The 22820-nt window shown below is 50.7% G+C and carries 14 protein-coding genes and 13 pseudogenes; 14 read left to right on the top strand and 13 right to left on the bottom strand.

Features of this window, described 5'->3' with window-relative positions; genetic code table 11:
- Positions 1-8 precede the first annotated feature (8 nt).
- The 5 genes and pseudogenes from pcnB (at position 9) to panD (ending at position 4208) form a co-directional block, all read left to right on the top strand.
- Positions 9-1488, top strand: a pseudogene (gene pcnB, locus AACL06_RS02260) (polynucleotide adenylyltransferase PcnB).
- Entirely contained in the window at positions 1488-1988 is a 501-nt protein-coding gene (folK, locus tag AACL06_RS02255; RefSeq protein ID WP_339037660.1) for a 2-amino-4-hydroxy-6-hydroxymethyldihydropteridine diphosphokinase, read from the top strand. The pseudogene pcnB and the gene folK overlap by 1 nt, the downstream one beginning before the upstream one ends.
- Positions 1913-2577: pseudogene (panB, locus tag AACL06_RS02250) on the top strand (3-methyl-2-oxobutanoate hydroxymethyltransferase). Before folK ends, panB begins: the two are co-directional and overlap by 76 nt.
- A gap of 249 nt (positions 2578-2826) precedes the next feature.
- A complete protein-coding gene (gene panC, locus AACL06_RS02245; protein ID WP_339038474.1) occupies positions 2827-3681 on the top strand; it encodes a pantoate--beta-alanine ligase in 855 nt (284 codons plus the stop codon).
- 146 nt (positions 3682-3827) lie between these two features.
- Positions 3828-4208, top strand: a complete 381-nt coding sequence (gene panD / locus AACL06_RS02240) for an aspartate 1-decarboxylase (protein ID WP_339038472.1) — start codon at positions 3828-3830, stop codon at positions 4206-4208.
- A 117-nt stretch (positions 4209-4325) separates the two neighbouring features.
- On the opposite strand, the pseudogene AACL06_RS02235 reads toward panD, so the two are convergent.
- Positions 4326-4559: pseudogene (locus AACL06_RS02235) on the bottom strand (ATP-binding cassette domain-containing protein); the annotation flags it as partial.
- A 183-nt stretch (positions 4560-4742) separates the two neighbouring features.
- On the opposite strand from AACL06_RS02235, the pseudogene AACL06_RS02230 reads away from it, so the two are divergent.
- Positions 4743-5697, top strand: a pseudogene (locus AACL06_RS02230) (IS630 family transposase).
- A gap of 163 nt (positions 5698-5860) precedes the next feature.
- Here AACL06_RS02230 and AACL06_RS02225 read toward each other — a convergent pair.
- Positions 5861-6426: pseudogene (locus tag AACL06_RS02225) on the bottom strand (DUF3053 family protein).
- A 155-nt stretch (positions 6427-6581) separates the two neighbouring features.
- On the opposite strand from AACL06_RS02225, the gene AACL06_RS02220 reads away from it, so the two are divergent.
- Together AACL06_RS02220 and AACL06_RS02215 are read left to right on the top strand one after the other, a co-directional pair.
- Complete coding sequence (locus tag AACL06_RS02220) at positions 6582-6743, top strand: hypothetical protein (protein ID WP_339037658.1); 162 nt, start codon at positions 6582-6584, stop codon at positions 6741-6743.
- Positions 6676-7489 (top strand): annotated as a pseudogene (locus AACL06_RS02215) (IS5 family transposase); the annotation flags it as partial. The gene AACL06_RS02220 and the pseudogene AACL06_RS02215, both read left to right, overlap by 68 nt.
- 58 nt (positions 7490-7547) lie before the next feature.
- Here AACL06_RS02215 and AACL06_RS02210 read toward each other — a convergent pair.
- The 3 genes and pseudogenes from AACL06_RS02210 to AACL06_RS02200 all read right to left on the bottom strand — a co-directional run.
- A pseudogene (locus tag AACL06_RS02210) lies at positions 7548-7932 on the bottom strand (transposase); the annotation flags it as partial.
- Between the two features lie 79 nt (positions 7933-8011).
- Positions 8012-8422 (bottom strand): ribonuclease E inhibitor RraB, encoded by a 411-nt coding sequence (gene rraB, locus AACL06_RS02205; protein WP_339037656.1) that lies wholly within the window; start codon positions 8420-8422, stop codon positions 8012-8014.
- Positions 8423-8520: 98 nt separating this feature from the next.
- Positions 8521-8882, bottom strand: a pseudogene (locus tag AACL06_RS02200) (transposase); the annotation flags it as partial.
- Positions 8883-9202: 320 nt separating this feature from the next.
- Here AACL06_RS02200 and pncB point away from each other — a divergent pair.
- The 4 genes and pseudogenes from pncB (at position 9203) to AACL06_RS02180 (ending at position 15582) form a co-directional block, all read left to right on the top strand.
- A pseudogene (gene pncB / locus AACL06_RS02195) lies at positions 9203-10386 on the top strand (nicotinate phosphoribosyltransferase).
- A gap of 150 nt (positions 10387-10536) precedes the next feature.
- Positions 10537-11937 (top strand): asparagine--tRNA ligase, encoded by a 1401-nt coding sequence (gene asnS, locus AACL06_RS02190; protein ID WP_339037654.1) that lies wholly within the window; start codon positions 10537-10539, stop codon positions 11935-11937.
- A gap of 304 nt (positions 11938-12241) precedes the next feature.
- Positions 12242-13339, top strand: coding sequence for a porin OmpC (ompC, locus tag AACL06_RS02185; protein WP_339037652.1), 1098 nt, complete (start codon positions 12242-12244; stop codon positions 13337-13339).
- A gap of 1052 nt (positions 13340-14391) precedes the next feature.
- A complete protein-coding gene (locus tag AACL06_RS02180; protein ID WP_339038471.1) occupies positions 14392-15582 on the top strand; it encodes an amino acid aminotransferase in 1191 nt (396 codons plus the stop codon).
- 69 nt (positions 15583-15651) lie between these two features.
- On the opposite strand, the gene AACL06_RS02175 is transcribed toward AACL06_RS02180, so the two are convergent.
- From AACL06_RS02175 to epmB, 4 genes are all read right to left on the bottom strand, one after another.
- A complete protein-coding gene (locus AACL06_RS02175) occupies positions 15652-16299 on the bottom strand; it encodes an MBL fold metallo-hydrolase (protein ID WP_339037650.1) in 648 nt (215 codons plus the stop codon).
- Between the two features lie 67 nt (positions 16300-16366).
- Positions 16367-16822: a YcbK family protein gene (locus AACL06_RS02170; protein ID WP_339037648.1), complete on the bottom strand. Its 456-nt coding sequence runs from the start codon at positions 16820-16822 to the stop codon at positions 16367-16369.
- 71 nt (positions 16823-16893) lie between these two features.
- A complete protein-coding gene (locus AACL06_RS02165) occupies positions 16894-17382 on the bottom strand; it encodes a transposase (RefSeq protein ID WP_339037646.1) in 489 nt (162 codons plus the stop codon).
- A gap of 268 nt (positions 17383-17650) precedes the next feature.
- The gene (epmB, locus tag AACL06_RS02160; RefSeq protein ID WP_339037644.1) at positions 17651-18679 is read right to left on the bottom strand and encodes an EF-P beta-lysylation protein EpmB; all 1029 of its coding nucleotides are present in this window, start codon (positions 18677-18679) and stop codon (positions 17651-17653) included.
- A gap of 35 nt (positions 18680-18714) precedes the next feature.
- On the opposite strand from epmB, the gene efp reads away from it, so the two are divergent.
- Positions 18715-19281, top strand: a complete 567-nt coding sequence (gene efp, locus AACL06_RS02155) for an elongation factor P (protein ID WP_339037642.1) — start codon at positions 18715-18717, stop codon at positions 19279-19281.
- Positions 19282-19763: 482 nt separating this feature from the next.
- Positions 19764-20060 (top strand): annotated as a pseudogene (gene sugE / locus AACL06_RS02150) (quaternary ammonium compound efflux SMR transporter SugE).
- A 43-nt stretch (positions 20061-20103) separates the two neighbouring features.
- Here the strand turns inward: sugE and frdD are convergent.
- The 4 genes and pseudogenes from frdD to AACL06_RS02130 form a co-directional block, all read right to left on the bottom strand.
- Positions 20104-20463, bottom strand: a complete 360-nt coding sequence (frdD, locus tag AACL06_RS02145; protein ID WP_339037640.1) for a fumarate reductase subunit FrdD — start codon at positions 20461-20463, stop codon at positions 20104-20106.
- A gap of 12 nt (positions 20464-20475) precedes the next feature.
- Positions 20476-20864, bottom strand: a pseudogene (frdC, locus tag AACL06_RS02140) (fumarate reductase subunit FrdC).
- A gap of 72 nt (positions 20865-20936) precedes the next feature.
- Positions 20937-21614: pseudogene (locus AACL06_RS02135) on the bottom strand (succinate dehydrogenase/fumarate reductase iron-sulfur subunit).
- Positions 21607-22780 (bottom strand): annotated as a pseudogene (locus AACL06_RS02130) (FAD-binding protein); the annotation flags it as partial. The pseudogenes AACL06_RS02130 and AACL06_RS02135, both read right to left, overlap by 8 nt.
- Between the last annotated feature and the right edge of the window lie 40 nt (positions 22781-22820).

Genomic DNA, 22820 nt, shown 5'->3' with positions numbered 1-22820 from the left:
ATGTACTCATCCGCGATGACAAACTGCCCCGCGATGAAACGCAGGTCAGCGATAAAAACCTGGCCTGCAAAAAAAGCACGGCGGCAGAAGAGCGCACTGCGCCGCCACAACGTTCCGCTAATCATGGCAGAGCAACAGCCCCAGCCAGCCGCTCTGTGGCGCGTAAACGTCCGCCGTTTCCCGCCACGCAAGGAACTAGCTCTATGACCACCATCCCGCGCGAACAGCATTCTATCTCGCGCAAAGACATCAGCGAGAACGCGCTGAAAGTGCTGTACCGCCTGAACAAATCCGGCTATGAGTCCTATCTGGTCGGTGGCAGTGTGCGTGACCTTTTATTGGGGAAAAAACCAAAAGATTTCGACATCACCACCAACGCTACGCCAGAGCAGGTACGCAAGCTGTTCCGCAATTGCCGCCTGGTAGGCCGCCGTTTCCGTTTGGCGCATGTGATGTTCGGGCCGGAAATTATTGAGGTCGCCACCTTCCGTGGGCACCATGAGCAAACCCCGGAATATGACCAGAATTCTTCCCAGCAGGCACAAAACGGCATGCTGCTGCGCGACAACATTTTCGGTTCTATTGAAGAAGACGCTCAACGCCGTGATTTCACCATCAATAGCCTGTACTACGGCGTGGCAGATTTCACGCTGCGTGATTACGTTGATGGCCTGCGCGATTTGCAGCAGGGCGTGATCCGCCTGATCGGCGATCCAGAAACACGCTACCGTGAAGATCCAGTACGCATGCTGCGCGCGGTGCGCTTCGCCGCCAAGTTGGGCATGACAATCAGCGATGAGACCGCCGAGCCTATCCCGCGCCTAGCCTCGCTGCTGTACGAGATCCCACCCGCGCGCCTGTTCGAAGAATCCATCAAACTGCTAATGGCGTGCTACGGCTACCCCGCCTACTTGAAGCTGTGCGAATACCAACTGTTCCAGCCGCTGTTCCCACTGATTGCGCGCCACTTTACGCCAAATCACGCCACATGGATGGAACGCACACTGGTGCTGGCGCTGAAGAATATAGACCACCGCTTGCAGAACAGTATGGGCGTCACCCCGGCGTTTTTGTTCGCCGCCATGCTATGGCATCCGCTGCTTGAGCACGCGCAGAAATTAGCGCAGGAAAGCGGCCTGGGATATTACGACGCCTTCGCATTGGCGATGAACGATGTGTTGGATGAACAGTGTCGTTCACTGGCCATTCCAAAACGCATTACCACACTGGTGTGCGACATCTGGCAGTTGCAGCTACGCCTAACCCGCCGCCAAGGCAAGCGCGCGCATAAGCTAATGGATCACCCGCAGTTCTACGACGCCTATAATTTGCTGGCGCTGCGCGCCGAAGTTGAAAGCAATCAGGAAATGCTGCACTTGTCCGAGTGGTGGGGTGAGTTCCAGCTCGCCACGCCAGCACGTCAGAAGGCCATGCTAAAGTGACGAACCAGCACCGCGCCGTCGGGTACCGCGTAAAAAGGGAGCATAATGTTTCGCGCTTATATCGCGCTGGGTAGCAACCTGGCACAGCCGCTACAGCAGGTTAACGCCGCTCTTGAGGCACTTGGGCATCTCCCCCGCACCAAGCTGATAGTTTGTTCATCTCTTTACCGCTCCAAGCCGCTGGGGCCACAGAACCAACCGGACTTCCTTAACGCGGTGGTGGTGTTGGATACCCTGTTGCCACCTGAACAACTGCTTGATCACACTCAGGCGATAGAACGTCATCAAGGGCGCATACCTAAGGATGAACGTTGGGGGCCACGCCTTCTCGATTTGGACATCATGCTGTATGACGATCAAGTTATTGACACCGATCGCCTAACGGTGCCGCATTATGGCCTGAAAGAGCGTGAGTTCATGCTCTATCCGCTAGCTGAAATCGCCCCCAATATCGTCTTCCCAGATGGCGAATCGCTCGCCAACTGCCTGAAACGCGTGCCGGAAAACAGCATGGTGCTGTGGCATTGTCGGTCGGCAATTCGCTGAGTATGACGCTACAGGGTCACAATTCCACGCTGCCAGTCACTGTTACCGCCATCGCCTATACCCCGCGCAGTGCGCCAAGGCGCGCCAGCCTGCTTATTGCTAGCCGATCTACCCTTCATGAGTTACGCCACCCTGGCACAGACCTTCACCAATGCCGCCGAGCTGATGCGGGCCGGGGCCAACATGGTGAAGTTGGAAGGTGGTAATTGGCTATGTGAAACGGTGAAAATGCTTACCGAATGCGCAGTGCCGGTATGCGGATACTTTGGGCTGACACCACAGTCAGTCAACGTTTTTGGCGGCTACAAGGTACAGGGACGCGATAAGCAGGCTGGCATGCAACTGTTAGTGTTGGCATACGTGCCCTAAGTTCGCGCGCCAAATCTCCGAGGCGCTGTCCATTCCGGTCATTGGCGTCGGTGCGGGTAACGCTACCGATGACCAGATCCTGGTGATGCATGATGTTTTAGGTATTATCAGTGACCACACGCTGAGATTTGCTAAAAACTTCCTGGCGTATAGCGGCAATATACGTATGGCAGTGCGGCAATATATCGAGGCAGGAGAGCAAGGCCTCTCTTTGAATTAACAACAGGTTTAATCTATCCCATTAGGCGTATTGCAATCCGTTTGCATAGGGACAGCACACAACAACCGCAGCGTATATAGCATGCGTGGGGATGGTGAGCACTGCCCAGGGCCAAAATGGCAAATAAAATAACCTAATGAGATAGGTGCTTAATAGGTGTGATAGCGGTGGCCAGTTCCCGATGTGAGGAGAGCGGCACAGGCCAATCACCCACAGGCAAGTAAAATGGCCGATCTAAAGGAGTGCCTAATGATTATTATTGAATCCCTGCCATTGCTGCGCCAACAGATCCGACGCTGGCGTCAGGACGGTAAGCGTATTGCGCTGGTGCCGACCATGGGCAACCTGCATAATGGCCACATGATGCTGGTCGATGAGGCGCACGCCCGTGCCGATGTCGTGGTAGTAAGCATTTTCGTTAACCCGATGCAGTTCGAACGACCAGACGATCTGGCGCGTTATCCGCGCACTTTGCAGGAAGACTGTGAGAAGTTGGCCCGTCGCAGTGTAGATCTGGTATTCGCACCAGTAGCAGGCGATATCTACCCACAGGGGCTGGAACAGCAAACCTACGTCGATGTACCGGGCATTGCTACCATGTTGGAAGGGGCCAGCCGCCCCGGACATTTCTGCGGCGTCGCCACTATTGTCAGCAAGCTATTCAATTTGGTGCAACCAGATCTAGCCTGCTTTGGTGAAAAGGACTATCAGCAGTGGGTACTGATCCGTAAAATGGTGGCGGATATGTGCTACGATATTGACATCGTCCGCGTGCCTACCGTGCGTGCCAAAGACGGCTTGGCGCTCAGTTCGCGCAACAGCTACCTAACCGCAGACGAGCGTAAAATCGCACCGCAGCTCCACAAGATCATGAATGGATTGGCGCAGCAGTTGGTCAATAGTGAACGCCACATTGATGAGATGCTGGAACAAACGGCAGAACAACTCCGTGCCGCCGGTTTTACCCCGGATGCGCTGTTTATCCGCGATGCCGATAGCCTACAGCCACTGACAGCCGATAGCCGCCGCGCGGTGGTATTGATGGCCGCTTGGTTGGGTCAGGCACGTCTGATCGAAAATCAACAGGTTGATCTGACGCTGTAAGCCATTTTATGTGGGATCGTCACTGTGTCGATGCGCTGGAAAGCAGGCAACAGCGGTAATCGGGGCGATAAGGATCAGAGGTAAAGGATGCGGAACAGATGTTTAACTCAACGCCTGTGAAGGCTGATATTCAATTAGGTAAAGTTATGATACGTACTATGATGCAAGGCAAGCTACATCGGGTGAAAGTCACGCAAGCCGACTTGCACTACGAAGGATCCTGTGCCATCGACCAAGATTTTTTGACGGCCGCGGGCATTCTGGAATATGAAGCCATCGATATTTATAACGTTGATAACGGCCAACGCTTCTCCACTTATGCCATCGCTGCCGAGCGTGGTTCACGCATCATTTCGGTTAATGGCGCGGCAGCGCGCTGCGCCTGCGTTGGCGATAAGCTGATCATTTGTTCCTATGTGCAGATGAGCGAGGCCGATGCCCACCAGCACCATCCCAAAGTAGCCTACTTCGAGGGTAACAACCACCTGCTGCGCAAGGCGAAAGCGCTGCCAGTTCAGGTCGCTTGAGCATCATAACGGGCGACCCGCCCGTTATTTGCTCATTGTACTGCCCGCCTACCCCAGTTGGTTTGCTATCCTAACTGCCATGGTGAAGTTAAACTCCTGTGGGACTAGCCCAAGTTAGCGTTTGGCGTTAACGATGTCTTTATCGATGTCATAGCCAAAAACCTGCACTTTGCCAGTGGTTTTGTTGACCAGCGAGCTGATAATGCCGATGGTGGTGGATTTTCAAGCCCCGTTTAGCCCCAGCAGGGCATAAAAATTCCATACCTTAACATTCAGATCGATGCCACGCAATGCCTTTACACCACCGGCATAGTTCTTGGCCAATTGCGATAATTCCAGTGCATAATTCATATGTAAAAGAGTACCTTATGACGATAAATAGGCCATCGTATCTGGGCCTAAAGAGGATCTTATCATCGGCCGCATTTTCACTAAATACCTGCGTTAAATAGTAGATCACTGAAGGAACTTAATCCGGTTTGAGCGATCTGATCAATCGCCAAACATCACAACCCCTCACAACCGGACTGAGTAATGCCGAACATAGCACCCATACCCCGACATGAACGACGTCAGATACAAAAAATTATCCAGAAAACACCAGATAAAAATTATGCCAGACGCCTTATCGCCATGTTGATGTTACACCGTGGCTACACGCTGAATTACCTAGGTAAAACCTTATGTGCCGCTGTCGGACGATGGGTTAATTTGTTCACATTGGGCGGCTATGAAGGATTGGCAAGCCTTTCACCTGGACGCCCCCGAAAATGGCCCACGGAGGCGATGTTGAAGATGCTTGATTTGCTCGTTCAGCGTTCTCCACAGGACTTTGGCTATCTGCGCTCTCGGTGGAATACTGAGATGTTAACGATTGAAATTAATAAATTATTTAACTCAACGTTACATCCTGGCTCACTTCGGCGCTGGTTGCCGAGAGCCGGTATTGTGTGGCGTAGAGCGGCTGCAACATCCCGTCTTTTACGAAGATGAGGTAGACATCGATATGAACCCTAAAATAGGTGCTGACTGGCAGAAAAAGGGTCAACAAAAACGCATCACGACACCGGGACAGAATGAAAAGCATTACCTCGCGGGTGCCCTTTATGCAGGAACCGGAAGAGTTGATTATGTCAGTGGAAACCATAAAAACTCGGGTTTATTCATTAGCCTGTTACGCAAGCTGAGAAGCACATACCGAAGTGCCAAAACCATTACGCTGATTGTCGATAATTACATCATTCACAAGAGTAAAGAAACGTTGAGCTGGTTGCGGCGCAACCCGAATTTTATTGTTATTTATCAGCCATTTTACTTTCCATGGGTAAACAGGATAGAGCTCCTGTGGTTGGCTTTACATGAGACAGTTACACGCAATCACCGTTGCCGGACGAGATGGCAATTGCTAAAAAATATGGGTCATTTTATGAAAGCCGCCTCACCGTTAACAGGCAATAAACCTGGCTTAACGAAAGTGGAGCGGTATTAGGCGCAGGTATTTAGAAAGTGACTTTCCCTGGGAGTATTTTCCCGCTGGGGAATAGCAATGCGATTAATTGAGTTGTGGGAGCTAGCAGTGCGTGAGTTATTGGAAAGGCTGAGAGGAATTAACCCAGGTCTGCAGTCGGCCTGGGGTTTTGAATAAAAAGAACTTATTGCATTAAGGGCTGCATGATTTGCTGTGCTTTCAGTAAATCCTGCTGTTTGGCCACCAGATTCAATATCATGGCGTTATATTGCGTCGCCTGCTGAGCTGTGCGGAACTGCACACCGTTGTTGTTGAAGCTCAGCTGGTTGCCTTAAGCCTGCAAAAAATCCCCAATGTGTACCAGATCCTGGATGAAGCTGGTGGTGGTTGGGATCGCTGGCATCAGTGCGTAAGTTGGCACAGTGACGATGTTGTCATAAACCTGGTTGTACACCGCTTTTAGATCATCTGGCTGTTTCAACGCCATACCCGCGCCATCTGTTGGGAAAAGCCGACTAAAATGGCGTAATCACTGTTACCTTTATAGTTGCTGAACTTTTTTTGCTGATCTTCGCTCAGTGCGGGGAGTCTAGCCCCGCTGAGCATCACCGTATTCTGTAAGTAGTCAATGAACGCTTTGCGTTGTTCTGGCTCTTTATCGCCACAGGCGTTCAGTTGCATAACCATAAACAACGCCAATACTGGCAGCCACCAACGTGTGAAGCCTCTATTCTGGATCCCTACTGCCATGTGACATAACCCCTGTTATCAACCTGCTTTTTCATCGTACTCCCTGCCTTTTGCTGCGCTCCTTGCGCCTATAAGAATAGATCAACTGACAGCGATGCGATACGCGATTGCGTGCCAGATAAACATTACTTTAGCCGATGGCCGCAGGGTGGGCGTTGTTGAATAAATCGAACTTTTGGCCAGGACGAGGATCCGATCACTCTCCTTCTGTCAAAATAGCGATATTCCGTGGCCCAGCAAAAGTTCAACATCACCAACTGGAAGGCTTACAACAACGCCCTTATCACTCGGGGTTCACTCACTTGCGTGGGGGATGAAACGGCACTTCACGCCTGGTACTGCGAGGCAAAAACTTCTCTGAGTGGTCGCACAGCACATTATTCCGATATGGCAATCACCAGCGTATTGATGCTGAAACGGATTTTTGGCCTGACACTTCGCGCCCTCCAGGGCTTTGTCGACTCCATTGTCACACTGATCAAAGTGCCGTTGAACTGCCCGGACGACACCTGCATCAGTAAGCGGGCGAAGTCCGGCCATGTCCCGTTTAAAACCGTAACGCCGGGTGAAATTGCGCACCTCGTTATCGACTCTAGCGGGCTCAACGTGTTGGGTGAAGGGGAGTGGAAGGTAAAAAAAACACGGTCAGGAAAAACGGCGGATCTGGCGAAAACTGCATTTGGCCGTAGATACAGAAACAAATGAGGTCATCTGTGCTGACCTTTCCTTGAGCAATGTCACCGATACCGCAGCCTTCCCAGGTCTCATCCGCCAGAGGTACCGTAAAATCAAAGTCGCCTCGGCGGATCGGGCTTAGGATACGCGAGTGTGTGATGATGAGTTAAGGGGCAAGAAGCTCAAGGCGTTAATACCGCCCAGCAGCGGAGCCCGTTATTGGTCGGCAGACTATGCAGAGCGAAATCAAGCGGTGGCGAACCAGCGCGTTACCGGAGACAACACACGGTGGAAAAGTATCACAGGCTACCACCGACGTTCGATAGCGGCAACAGCGAGGTACAGAGTAAAACAGCTATTTGGTGGTAACCTGTCGCTGCGAGATTATGTGTAGAAATGGATGCGACCTACTGCAGTTGACGTATGTGCATTGAATTACGGGAACATAGCGTGTTACATGCAGCGGCAATCTCTCGCGTGGTCATGCCTTTGGCGTAAAGCAACAGGATTTGGTTATCCATCCCCGTAATACGGATCTGGTTTTTCTTCACCAGTTGCGGTTTAAAGGTTGCTTCGCGATCGCGTGCAATACGCAGCTCCAGCGGGCGATCAACAGTGGTTACGATCTTTGTCGAGTAGTCATTGCGGGGTATTGGAGCCAGATTTGGGCTGATTTTTATCGTAGCACAGGTGGTGAGTCATTTCAGCGTTGGGAGCAGCCTCGACGCTAATTTTCTGCAGCAGGCGATCGAACTGGCTAAGATCCTCATGGGTTTTGAGATTTTTGACTAGTTCGTTAGCCAGAACTTGCAACTGTTTTCGTCCATAAATTAACCTTCATTTGATGCTGGATTGAACATATCAAAATCATGCAACTACACAAATTTATGTACAGGCTCAATACAGTTAATCAGTGGTGCTTACCTTCGTCGTCGTCGCTGAAATCACTATCTTCGTCGTCCGCGTTCGGATCTTCAAAATAGGTACCCCAACCGTCGTAGTTGACACCATAGCGCTCCGCCAGCGCCACCAATTTCTCCACCTGCATGTCGATAAGTTCGGCGTTCAGACCAACTTTACTGATCACATCGCAGCCCATCACCAGTGAACCGTCTTCAATTTCCAGCTCTTCAGCGTCAGTCACTTCCAAGCCAAGCTTGAAGGCTTCCACGGCAGCCTGCTCAAGTGCTTCAAATTTTTCAGCAGAGAGATGGTGCTCTATGGTATATATCCCGTGTGGATCGCTGCCATCTTCCAGCAGTTCTTCGATGATCAGGCGGGTATCTTCACGTTGTTCTTCCACCAATGCACGGTTTACCATACCTATATCCTCAAGTCAGATTTCCTTCTATTTTCACACACTGCCGATATAGCTTCCATGATAAACATGAAAGATTTCTGCTCAAGCGTTGAAATTGAGACGTTGAGCCCGGTAGAGTCGATAACGAGATGCGCAATTTCACCCGGCGTTGGGATTTTAAACGGGACATGGCCGGACTTCGCCCGCTTACTGATGCAGGTGTCGTCCGGGCAGTTCAACGGCACTTTGATCAGTGTGACAATGGAGTCCGAAGCCCTGGAGGGCGCGAAGTGTCAGGCCGAAAATCCGTTTCAGCATCAATACGCTGGTGATTGCCATATCGGAATAATGTGGTGTGCGACCACGCAGAGAAAGTTTTGCCTCGCAGTACCAGGCGTGAAGTGCCGTTTCATCCACCGAGAGTGATAAGGGCGTTGTTGTAATCCTTCCAGTTGGTGATGTTGAACTTTTGCTGGGCCACGGAATGTCGCTATGTTGACAGAAGGAGAGTGATCTGATCCGCGTGCCGGCCAAATGTTCGATTTATTCAACAACGCCCTATTTTATTTGCCATTTTATACCTGCGCAGCGCTCACCATCCTCACGTACCCCTGTACGCTACGGTTGTTATGTGCTGTCCCTGTGCAAACTGGCCGACAAGTAATGTACGCCTACCGGGATAGGCCCTTAGTCCTGTTTTGTTTTCCACTTTGCATAAATTATTTGCAAGTAAAATAAAAAAAATTATTCAACTAACTGATTGATAAGATAATACATCTGGCGAGGGTGCTGTAACACGCTATGACTCAATACGCTTTCCCCATTTTGACATCACTTCTTGATACTGACGCCTATAAGTTTCATATGCAGCAAGCAGTGTTGCACCGCTATCCCACAATCAGCGTTGCAGCGGAATGCCGCTGTCGTGGTAACGAGTTGCTGGGTGAGTACGCCGATTAGATCCCACTAATGAGCCAAGTGGCACTGACCGACGCGGAATTTGCCTATCTCTCAGGACTCCCCTTCTTCAGCCACGACTATCTGAATTGGCTGCGAGATTTTCGCTACCATCCGCAGCAGGTGAGCATCTAAAACCGCAGTGGCAAACTACAGATACGTATCGCCGGGCCGTGGTGCGAGGTGATCATGTGGGAAGTGCCACTACTGGCGGTAATCAGCGAGGTGGTACACCGCCACCGCTCGCCAGAGGTCACCCCGGAACTGGCTGTCGCCCATCTGCGCAGCAAGTTGTTACAGTTCAAAACCCTGGCTAGCGATGTAGATATCTCGCGTTTCAAGCTGGTGGATTTTGGCACGCGTCGCCGTTTCTCACAGGGCGTGGAGCAGGCGATTGTCAGCACCATGAAGGCAGAGTTCCCGTATTTGGCAGGTACCAGCAATTATGATCTGGCGCATCAGTGGGATCTGGCACCGGTTGGTACCCAGGCGCATGAGTGGTTCAAGGCTCACTAGCAGATCAGCCCGGCTTTAGCCAACAGCCAGCGCGCTGCGTTGCAGGCTTGGCTGGATGAATATCCGGATCAGCTCAGCATCGCGCTAATCAACTGCATCACCATGGATGCCTTCCTACGCGATTTTGGCCCGCAATTCGCTCAACGTTACCAAGAGCTGCGCCACGATTCGGGCGATCCGTTCGCATGGGGCACAAAAGTGATCGCACATTACCGGGCACTTGGCATCGACCCGATGAGTAAAACACTGGTGTTCTCGGATAACTTCGATCTGGATAAGGCACAGGCGCTGTACCGCCACTTCTACAAGCACATCAATCTGGTGTTCGGCATTGGCACCCACCTAACCTGCGATATTCCAGGCGTCAAGCCGCTGAATATCGTGATTAAATTGGTCTAATGTAAAGGCAAACCGGTAGCCAAGATTTCCGATAGTACAGGGAAAACCATCTGTCAGGATGAAGCCTTCGTCAAAGCCTTCGATCTCTGCCGCTGGTGAAAAAAACCCGTTGACGCTTTCTTTGCCGGATATAGCACCAAGAAATGTGGCAACCATCTGGCGATTTCTGCTTGTGCTCTGCCCTGCGGCAAGTAACATAGCAAACATCCCCATATTCTTGGGCTATAAGCCAATTCTAAACCAAATATTGAAGAGAGAAATCTATGAGCGTAGTGCCTGTAGTCGATGTACTGCATGGTCGTGCTGAAGTTGGCAGTGAAGTCACCGTGCGTGGATGGGTACGTACCCGGAGAGATTCTAAAGCAGGTATCTCCTTTCTGGCCGTCTATGACGGTTCCTGCTTTAATCCTTTACAGGCTGTGGTTGATCATTCTCTGCCGAATTATCAAGATGAAGTACTACACCTGACCACTGGTTGTTCTGTTGAAGTCACCGGCAAGGTTGTCGCATCGCCAGGTGAAGGCCAAAGTCTCGAGTTGCAGGTCACTGCTACCAAAGTGGTCGGCTGGGTAGACGATCCAGACACCTATCCCATGGCAGCCAAACGCCACAGCATTGAGTATCTGCGTGAAGTAGCCCATCTGCGCCCACGTACCAACCTGATCGGCGCTGTGGCGCGCGTGCGCCATACCTTAGCACAGGCTATTCACCGCTACTATCATGAGAATGGGTTTTTCTGGGTATCTACCCCACTGATTACCGCCTCTGATACCGAAGGTGCTGGCGAAATGTTCCGCGTTTCTACGCTGGATCTGGAAAACCTACCGCGCACCGACCAAGGTGCTACTGATTTCAGCGAAGACTTCTTCGGCAAAGAAGCTTTCCTGACTGTATCCGGCCAGTTAAACGGCGAAACCTACGCCTGCGCGCTATCAAAAATCTATACCTTTGGCCCAACCTTCCGTGCTGAAAACTCCAACACCAGCCGCCACCTGGCGGAGTTCTGGATGGTCGAGCCGGAAGTCGCTTTTGCTACACTGGATGACGTTGCCACACTGGCGGAGAAAATGCTGAAGTATGTGTTCCAGGCCGTCTTGAATGAGCGTATAGATGATATGAAATTCTTCGCCAAGCATGTCGACAAAGACGCCATCGCTCGCCTGCAACGTTTTGTTTCTTCCGATTTTGCGCAGGTTGATTACACCGAAGCAGTAGAGATCCTCCTCGCTTCCAGCCAGACCTTCGAAAACCCAGTATCCTGGGGCATTAACTTGTCTTCCGAGCATGAGTGCTATCTGGCGGAGAAACATTTCAAGGCCCCTGTGGTGGTGAAAAATTACCCAAAAGACATCAAAGCCTTCTATATGCGCATGAATAACGATGGCAAAACTGTGGCGGCAATGGACGTATTGGCACCTGGCATCGGTGAGATTATTGGCGGCTCTCAGCGTGAAGAGCGCCTGGATATGCTGGATCAGCGTCTGGCAGAAATGGGGCTGAATAAAGAAGACTACGGGTGGTATCGTGACTTGCGCCGCTACGGTACCGTACCTCACGCCGGCTTTGGTTTAGGCTTTGAACGTTTAATCGCCTACGTCACCGGTGTACAAAACGTACGTGATGTGATCCCTTTCCCACGTACCCCACGCAATGCAAGCTTCTGAATTAACCCGTTCAAAAACCTTTTCAACGATATTTGTTACAAAACAAGGCCAGATTTACGCTGGCCTTGTGCATTTATGGATAATGACCCATATCACAAAGCTCCCGGAAATTTATAATTTGTAACACATGGTTTCTTTTTGAAACTAAAACGAGAGATTGGTAGCATTTTCTTTCTAGATTAACCTGCCCGTGAATGGAAGACTGCGTTCAGACATAGGTCGGCACCAATCTATCAACAATAGTTCAAAAGGATTATTGGTGGCAGTAGCACAGGTGCCAGAATAACACCAATGAGGGTAATTAATGATGAAGCACAACATTCTTGCAGTAGTGATCCCAGCTCTGTTAGCTGCGGGTGCAGCAAACGCAGTAGAAATCTACAACAAAGACGGCAACAAGTTGGATCTGTACGGTAAAGTTGTCGGTCTGCATTACTTTTCCAAGGAAAAACAAGAGGATAAAGATAAATCCTATGCTCGTATGGGCTTCAAAGGGGAAACCTATATTACCGACCAACTGACTGGTTATTATCAGTGGGAACACGAGCTTATGACTAACCACCCTGAATCTATAGGTTCCAGAGATAGCAAAACTCGTCTGGGCTTCGCTGGTTTGAAATTTGCTGAATACGGTTCATTCGATTACGGCCGTAACTACGGCGTACTGTACAACGTGGAGAGCTGGACAGATTCACTGCCGGAGTTTGGTGGCTATACTTACTCTTCTGCCGACAAATTCATGACTAGTCGTACCGGCAGCGTTGCAACTTACCGTAACAACAATTTCTTCGGCTTGGTTGACGGCCTGAACTTCGCTTTGCAGTATCAAGGTAAAAACACTGCGAAAAAGCGCGACATCGAGGAACAAAACAGCGAAGGCTGGGGTATATCCTCTACTTATGACATTGGTGAAGGCATAAGCATTGGTGCTGCCTATGCGTCCTCTAACCGTACCGAAACGCAGAAGTTGAATGATAAAGAGCTTGGCAAAAAGGCTGAGGCCTGGACTGTAGGTACAAAATACGATGCCAACAACGTTTACCTGGCAGCAATGTACGCAGAAACCAGCAACATGACGCAATTCGGTAAATACTCCTATGAGAATGGCATCGCTAACAAAACTCACAACTTAGAAGTGACCGCACAGTACCAATTCGACTTTGGGCTACGTCCAGCAGTATCCTACCTACAATCTAAAGGTAAGAACATACACTACGCAGGCATGGAGCATGATGAAGATCTGGTTAAATATATCTCTGTTGGTAGTACTTACGCATTCAACAAAAATATGTCCACTTATGTTGATTACAAAATCAACCTGCTGAACGACAACGAGTTCACTAAAGCTATTGGCACTACTACCGATAATATCGTCGCTGTTGGTCTAGTTTACCAGTTATAAGTTATTGAACTTAACGCAGGTTTAGCGTTTATAACCCTAAATAATTCGCGTTGCAGGAAGGCAGCAACCTAGCGAAAAATCGGTCGTGAACCGATTCGAACGGCGCTTGTGCTGCCTCGCATGCGGAACCTCAGGGATGAGGTTTATGGATACCCAGGAGCATACAACAGTCAGTGACTGGGGTAAGCGAGGAAAGCTAGCGCACAAGCAACGTGAAGTATGGCGGGTATACTTAGTTAAAAATAAAGCTTCGGCTTAATGCCAATCACCTAAGGTGATCGACACTGTTTTTGATAGGTATTTGACTAATCCTGCCCTAACCTCTTGGGATAATTTCGCGTCCACCGAAAGGTAATACCAGATTAACAGGTCTGTTCATAAAAGTGCTTTAAATGACCCGGTATCGTCCCCGACAATGGCTGATAAGCAAAACACCAAACTTTATTGAATATGCGCCCAACAGGCCCTGTTTGGCCTCAGGGTGTCCTCATTCTATCTCCCAACGCTGCGCATAAAGTTCATTCACGCGCGTGGCCGGATAACGCAATCGACAGTATCCTTGAGATTAACGGTCTGGGAAACAGGATACTGGCTGAATACTGCCATACCGATGCCCAGCTACACCCTAGATCCCAGTGGAAGTTTGCGCTTGTGAAAAGTGACATCTCAGTAGGAGTTAATGCTTGCCAGATCAGGCTGGCAGGCAGCAAGTCGGCAAAGGGTTTAAGCTGCTCTGGAGCGCTAAGATTGATGATGCCGCGTGCTTGAGATAGTTGCATAAAAAAGGGCCATAAATGAACCCTTGCTACACCCGTATGCGCATCGTTCAACCGATCCTTCAATGATCAGCATTAGGGCATCGGCTCTGTTTTTTTGTGCGTTCCGCTAACTTTTTATCCTGCTACTTTCCCCTTCTCAATCGTTTTTTCTGTTGGCTTCACCTACTTCATAATTATTGCAGTGTTTTTTTCGCAAGCGGTTGGCAAACCCCATCACTGTCGCTACCCTGATGCCCTCCATCTGCTTAACTCCGAGATTTGGAAACACCCGACATGTTTAAAAACATCACTGCTGCACCAGCCGACCCAATCCTGGGCCTGGCCGACATCTTTCACACGGACGCCCGCCAAAATAAAATCAACCTTGGCATTGGTACCTATCAAGATGAAACCGGTAAAACTCCGGTGCTAACCAGCGTCAAAAAAGCTGAGCAATATCTGCTGGAGAATGAGACCACCAAAAATTATCTCGGTATTGAAGGTATTCCGGCATTCGCCAACTGCACGCAAGAGCTGCTGTTCGGCAAACAAAGCACTATCATCGCCGACAAGCGCGCACGTACCGCGCAAACGCCCGGTGGTACAGGTGCCCTGCGGGTAGCAGCTGACTTTATCGCCAATCAAACCAATGCTAAGCGCATCTGGATCAGCAACCCAAGCTGGCCAAACCATAAAAACGTCTTCACCGCCGTGGGTCTGGAAGTGCGGGAATATACCTACTATGATGCTGCCAATCATGCGTTGGACTTTGATGGTCTGCTGGGTAGCCTAAAGCAGGCACAGGCCGACGACGTGGTGCTGTTCCACGGTTGCTGCCATAACCCGACTGGCATCGATCCTACCGCCGAACAATGGCGTCAATTGGCTGAGCTTTCCGCCATCCACGGCTGGTTACCGCTGTTCGATTTTGCATACCAAGGGTTTGCCAAGGGTCTGGAAGAAGATGCTGAGGGCCTGCGTATTTTTGCTGTCCAACATCAGGAGTTGATCGTCGCAAGTTCTTACTCGAAAAATTTCGGATTGTACAATGAACGCGTGGGGGCCTGCACTCTGATGGCCACAGACGTTGAAACCGCCGATTGCGCATTCAGCCAAGTGAAAGCGGCTATTCGCGCTAACTATTCAAACCCGCCGTCTCATGGGGCAGCCATAGTAGCTACCATCCTAACCAACGACGCACTGCGTACACTGTGGGTGCAGGAACTGACTGATATGCGCCAGCGTATCCACAGTATGCGTCAGTTGTTTGTGAATACCTTACAGGAGAAAGTCGCTCAGAAGGACTTTGAGTTTATCATCAGCCAGAACGGCATGTTCTCATTCAGCGGTCTGACCAAAGAACAAGTTCTACGCCTGCGTGATGAATTTGGCGTGTACGCGGTAAACTCTGGCCGTGTTAACGTTGCGGGCATGACGCCAGACAACATGGCACCGTTGTGTGAAGCCATCGTTGCCGTGCTGTAAGCATACCGGCATATAGCCACAGGGGGCACTCACCGCGCCCCTTATATTTCTGCAAGGAAATAATAACCTTTACCTTGGCGGTGTAGCCTCACGCAGGAACGGGTTGGTTTGACGCTCATGGCCGAAGGAGGACATAGATCCATGGCCGGGAATAAAGCCCATGTCGTCACCCTGCGGCAACAACCTTGTACGGATGGCGCTGATCAGCGCCTGATGGTCGCCACGCGGAAAATCGCTGCGCCCGATGCCGCCGTTAAACAGCACGTCGCCTACCAACGCTAAGCGCGCTTGCTGGTTGATAAAGACAATATGACCCGGAGTATGGCCAGGGCAATGCAACACTTTGAGCGTCATCTCCCCCACCTTAACCTCATCGCCTTCCGCCAACCACTGAGTAGGCATCAACGGCGCGCATTCTTCCAAACCAAACATTTGGCTTTGCGCTGGCAGGCAGCCCACCCAAAAAGCATCTTTTTTGTCCGGCCCAAAAATAGGCACCTGATAATGCTCAGCCAGCTCTGCTGCGGCACCAACGTGGTCAAGGTGGCCATGCGTCAGCAGGATCTGAGAGAGAGTCACCCCACGCTGAGCCACTTCGGCTTTGATTTTTTCCGCATCCCCGCCGGGATCGACCAGCGCCGCCTGCTGGGTATGTTCACACCAAATCAGGCTACAGTTCTGACTAAAGGCAGTAACAGGAATAATATGATATTTCATAAGGCTCCAATAATAACACCAGCGCCATACTCAGCGGGCTGGCGCTATTCACCTATGGGCAGCACGATTACCAACTCCTTGCCGGGCCAGTATCGATGTGTACACTGTTGCTTCGTGGGTAATATCCTACACTACCAGCGTGCATTTTTAACGCCGCTTTACGGATATTGCTCAGTTGGATGCCTTCAATATAGAAATCCACCGCCTGCCATTTGGTGTGGTAACTGTGCCTAGCCACGCCACGGCTGTGCGCACGCAATTCGTTATTGGTATCTACAGAACGATATCCTGAAATCAACTGTACCGGCTTGCTGGTACCTAGCAGCCCCTGCAGGCGATAAAGATGATCAAACAGACGGGGATCGATCGATTTAATCTTATGGGAACAATAATCACGGAACAGATAATGATAATTAAGCCGCACCAGTTCTTCTTTATTGTAACCTTTGCCTGGCTTTGTTGAATAAATCGGATTTGGAATAAAGATTCCCCTGAATGTGCATCTTTCAGGCAAGGTGTACACTTTCTGGCATACCGGCGAGCGTCATCTTGTTTAATGCACAGATCATGGCCATCGCCTCTGCAACTTGCCCATCATAATCTCGCAGCGAAAGGTGACCACCAAATAGCTGTTTTACTCTGTACCTCGCTGTTTCCGCTATCGAACGTCGGTGGTAGCCTGTCATACTTTTTCACCGTGTGTTTTCTCCGGTAACGCGCTGGTTCGCCACCGCTGGATTTCGGTCTGCATACTGCCGACCAATAACGGGCTCCGCTTCTTGGCGGTATTAACGCCCTGAGCTTCTTGCGCCTTAACTCATCATCACACACTCGCGTATCGTAAGCCCGATCCGCCGAGGCGACTTTGATTTTACGGTACCTCTGACGGATGAGACCTGGGAAGGCTTCGGTATCGGTGACATTGCTCAAAGAAAGGTCAGCACAGATGACCTCATGTATTTCTGCATCTACGGGGCGTTGTTGAATAAATCGAACTTTTGGCCGCCACGAGGATAAGATCACTCTTCTTCTGTCAAAATAGCGACATTCCGTGGCCAAGCAAAAGTTCGATTTATTCAACAACGCCTCCACTGGATAGCAAAATGGTTGGCCAAGTTTATGGATTCCCTTAATAAATAAAAAAGAGGAATGCCTAAACATGACTAAAATTGATGACAAGCCCCAGATGATGTCTTTAACTGGGTGTTTTTTTAATTAATGATATTTAATCTATGGATTTATCGTGCTCGGATGATGTGGTTAAATTATCGCTATCAGGTCTAGAAGTACTTTGTCAGCAGTCTGAAAAAAATACCTAGGCATTTCTCCTTTTTTGCCGCTGCGGCGTACTTCAATCTTGTATTAGATGCAGGTCGAGCGGCGTTTTGCTCGGTTTGCCGCCCACTTCGCGCGCCAGGCGCGGCACTAGATAGCCGGAAACTTTGCTCAGCAGCGACTGCATGATAGTGCGTGCTTCGTCGTCGCTCACCATGAAGTGCGCTGCCCCCTGTACCTTGTCCAGCATGTGGATATAGTAGGGCAGAATACCGGCATCAAATAGCGCGTTGCTTAGCGCCGCCAGCGTGTCGGCATCGTCATTGATGCAACGCATTAGTACACTCTGGTTGAGCAGTGTCACCCCGGCCAGCCGCAACTGTGCCATGGCAGCTTGCAGTTCGCGGTCAATCTCGTTGGCATGGTTGATATGGGTGACCATCAGCACCTGTAAACGCGATGCTGATAGCCATCGGCACAGTTCAGGCGTAATGCGCGCCGGGATCACTACCGGCAGGCGGGTATGAATACGCAGGCGCTTTAGGTGCGGGATAGCCGCCAACTCGTCGATCAGCCAGCCCAACTCATGATCTTTCGCCATCAGCGGATCGCCACCAGAGAAAATAATTTCATCCAGTTCTGGATGTTGGCGGATATAATCCAGCGCCTGACGCCAGTTAGCCTTGTTGCCCTGATTGTCCTGATACGGGAAATGGCGGCGGAAGCAGTAGCGACAGTTGACTGCACACCCTCCCTTGACTAGCAGCAGCGCGCGATTGCGGTATTTGTGCAGCACACCCGGCACTACGCTGCGCTGTTCATCCAGCGGATCAGTGGTGAAACCGGGAGCATTGATGAATTCTTCTTTGGCAGTGAGCACCTGACGCAGCAGCGGGTCATTGGCATCGCCTGGCCGCATGCGCGCGGCAAAAGCGCGCGGCACCCGCAGCGCGAACAGCCGACGTGCATCGTGCCCCTGTGACAGTTCTGGATGTGTACTCAATGACAAAAACCGCAGTAATTCATCAGTATTGGTAATAGCATCGGCGAGTTGATGTAACCAATCTTCTCTATAAGCTGTATTTTGGGTTAGAATATGGGTCATTTTTTCCTAACAGTTCAAATATTGAGAAGGCTATCATGGTGACATATTCTAGCAAAGATTTCCGTCCGGGTATTAAAATAATGTTCGAGGGCGAACCTTACGCTGTCGAGTCAAGCGAGTTCGTTAAGCCTGGTAAAGGCCAGGCGTTTGCCCGCGTAAAAATGCGCCGTTTGTTGACTGGCACCCGCGTGGAAAAAACCTTTAAATCTACCGATTCTTGTGAAGGCGCAGATGTTATTGATACCAACACGAACTACCTGTACAGCGACGGTGATTTCTATCACTTTATGCACCCTGAGACTTTTGAGCAGCATCAGGTTGAAGCAAAAACCGTCTCTGATGCGGCAAAGTGGCTCCAGGATAATGCGGAATGTATTATCACGCTGTGGAACGGCTGTCCTATCGCTGTTCAGCCACCAAACTTTATCGAAGCAGAAATCACTGATACCGATCCAGGGCTGAAAGGTGATACTGCAGGTTCTGGTGGTAAGCCAGCAACCCTGAGTACCGGTGCTGTGGTTAAGGTACCGTTGTTTGTACAGATTGGCGAAGTGGTCCGTGTTGACACCCGTTGTGGCGAGTACGTCTCTCGCGTTAAATAATTGGCAAGGCAGAGGAACCACTGTTCCTCCTCGGTTATATCCCTGCCTGTTGCACGTTGGCATACTCCACATGATGGAGAAAACTCTGCTGGCTATGGTCACCCTGTGATTACTTATGTTCCTTAGCGGTTGTAAATAGGTTTCACGGTTCTGGCGAAGGTGTTTAGGCTATATCGCTTACAGCCAGCTAAGATCATTAGATATACCCGTCATACATCGAGTTGCCTATGAGTGAGCTTTCTTCGCTCACCCCAGTCACTGACTGGTGGGGACTAATCAATCTCATTTCTGAGGTTCAGCCCGTGCCCATGCAAGCGCTGTTCAAATCACTTCCCAACCGATTTTTCACTGCACAGCCACCTTCCTGCTACTCGAATTATTTAGGGTATAGTTATGTATTCGTGCTAAGAAAGACGGTATTAGACCGCAAGCCTTAATAAATTTTACGCAGTTTAGGACGCGGCTTGCCCACTTAAAGTGCTATTGCTGGTTTGCTCGAAGTGGTGTGGGCTATTGGTCTGAAATACACCTAGGGTTTCACCCGTTTGACCCCCAGCATCATCACCATCACCGCGATGGTAATCAGCATGTTGCTGTTGGCGCACGCTATGAAAACGTTGCCTACTGGCACCGCCTATGCGGTATAGACTAGCATCGGTGAGGTAGGGGCGGCGATTATGGGGATGGTACTGTTGGGCAAGTCGACCAACATCGCTCGTATTATCAGCCTGTGCCTGATTATGATCGGTATTCTTGGCCTGAAGTTCAGCAGTCATTAAGAGGTTGGGAGAGGCGGCCAACGACATTGGCCGCCAGGAGGGCTTACAAGGCCATGACCCCAATCAGAGTGACCATACTGAGGATCGCCTCCAGGCGGTAGAACACCCATTTGTCGGCTGGTAGATGGATATTCAAGTCATGCATCGCATTATGGATGCGGTGCAGGCCGCACCATAGTGGCAGAATGATCATCAGCAGCAGGAATAGGCGGCCGATCAGTATTTGGCAGAGCGCTAGCACTCTTTCATAGCTCAGCGCTTCGCCGGGGAACAGTCCCAACGGAAGCAGAATGCCGACTAGCAACACCATGGCTGGCGCGGCTATCGCACTCCACATGCCGCCAGCGCCGAAAAATCCCCAGAAAATTGGCTCGTCAGAGCGTTCAGGTGCTTGATTTATCATATTTCCTCCGTATTACATCAGGGCCACGGCCAGAATGATCACACTGACTAGCAGGGTGACCACACATAGTCCTCGATCGGCATTGGCCCCACTCTTTCGCTGTTAATCACGATATTGGCGGCTTTTGGTGCCAAATCGAACCAAGTTTTGGTGTGCATTATCGCCTCCCGCAGGGCGACCACATTAATCAGTAGCACCAACGGGTTTTGCAGGAAACCGACGAAATTGGCCCAGTTGTCCGCGCCGCCTTGCAGCGCGAACACGCCATACAGCAGCACGATGCTAAACCATACCGCTAGCACCGAGGTGCCTTCGCGCAGCATATAGAAGCGATAGAATCCAAGTTTTTGCCACCAGGACTGCGTCATGGCGCGCACATAGGGCTTACGTTGAGTTTTCATTGCAAATTTTCTTCCTTATTGCGGCTTCAGCATGGTGATCATGAAGTCTTTAGTGCTTTCTACTTTGCCTTGCTAAATGGCGGCGGTCGGATCAACGTGTTTCTGACAGACTTCGGAACAATAGCCGACGAAGGTGCAGCTCCAGACCCCATTCTGGTCGTTGAGCGGCACCATACGCTGTTTTTTGCCATGGTCGCAGTTATCCAGGTTGTAGCGCTGCGCCAAGGTGATCGTTGCCGGGCAGATAAATTGCGGATTGAGGCCGAACTGCGGGCAAGCGGCATAGCACAGGCCACGGTTGATGAAGCCGAAAAACTGGTGATACTTTGCTATTTGTGCTGGGGTTTGCACGTTCGCGCCTTCCTCCGGTTTGCAGTTGTTGCCGATGATATAGGGCTTCATCGCCTCTAGGCTCTCAATAAAGTGGGTCATGTCGACCACCAGATCGCGCTCGATCGGGAAGTTGCCCAGTGCTTAGACCTTCATGCCGTCGCTGTATTCACGCAAGAAGGTTTTGCAGGCCAGCTTCGGCACTTGGTTGACCATCATGCCGCATGAACTGCAGATTGCCATGCGGCAAGACCAGCGGTAGGAGAGATCCGGTGCCAAGTTATCCTTAATGTAACCTAATGCGTCGAGCAGCGAAGTCTACTCATCGTAAGGCACCGAGAAGGTCTCGAAATACGGTTCGGTATCGCATTCTGGATTATAGCGCATGACTTCGATTTTTAGGGGGGTCATCTCAGTAATTGGCCTGCTCCTTAATCTTTTTCTCGTGCGCATCGGCTTCAGTACCGTAAACGCGTTTCGCGGGTGGCAGTTTGGTGATTTTCACATCGCTGTACTCTAGGTGTGGTACGCCATTTGGGTTATGAAACGCCAGCGTGTGCTTGAGAAAGTTGACATCTTCACGTTCGGTGCAGCCTTCATCCAGACGCTGGTGCGCACCGCGTGATTCTTTGCGATTGATAGCGGAGGGCGCCATGCATTCGGCAACTTCTAAGCCGTATCCCCGCTCGATGGTGTATAGCAGATCGGTGTTGAATACGCTGGCTTTGTCGGTGATTTTGACCCGTTTGAAGCGCTCTTTCAGTTCCGCCAGCTTATCGATGGTTTTTTGTATCAGATCTAGCGTACGGTAGATACCGCAACCTTCTTCCATCGATAGACCCATCTCGTCGCGGATCTTCGACCAATTTTCGTTGCCTTCTTGTTTCATCAGGTTGCTCAGTCAGGTCTCGACATCGCGTCCTTTGGCTTCAAGTACACTACTGTTGGCCGGGCCGCTTTCCAGCGCCCATCGTGCGGCGTGTTCACCGGCTACCTTCCCGAATACCACCAACTCGGCCAGCGAATTGGAATCGCGGCGGTTGGCACCATACAGCCCAACGGAAAAGCACTCGCCAACCGCGAATAACCCCTTGATACGGGTTTCGCAGGTCTTGTTGGTTTCAATGCCGCCCATGGTGTAGTGCGCAGTTGGGCGTACTGGGATCGGCGTCTGCACCGGATCCACGCCGACGTAGGCTTTGGCCAGCTCGCAGATGAACGGTAGCCGCTCCAGTAGCTTTGTCTCACCCAGATGGCGCAGATCAAGATAGACTACATCGCCGCGTGAGGTGGCGATGGTTCGGCCAGCACGCCTGGGAGACTTTGTCGCGTGGGCCAAGCTCCATATATTTGTTCTTTGGTTCGCCTAGTGGTGTTTCCGGCCCCATACCGTAATCCTGTAGGTAACAGTAGCCATCCTTGTTGGCCATAATGCCACCTTCACCACGGCAGCCTTCAGTCATCAGGATACCAGAGCCGGGTAGGCCAGTTGGGTGATCTTGTACGAATTCCATATCGCGCAATGGCACGCCATGGTGGAATACAATGCCCATGCTATAACCAGTGACGATGCCGCCGTTGGTGTTTTAACAGCGTTGTTGAATAAATCGGATTTGGAATAAAAAG

The organism is Serratia symbiotica (Periphyllus acericola) (assembly GCF_964019515.1).
GTDB lineage: Bacteria > Pseudomonadota > Gammaproteobacteria > Enterobacterales > Enterobacteriaceae > Serratia > Serratia symbiotica_D.
This window is presented reverse-complemented; position numbering and strand designations above follow the sequence as displayed.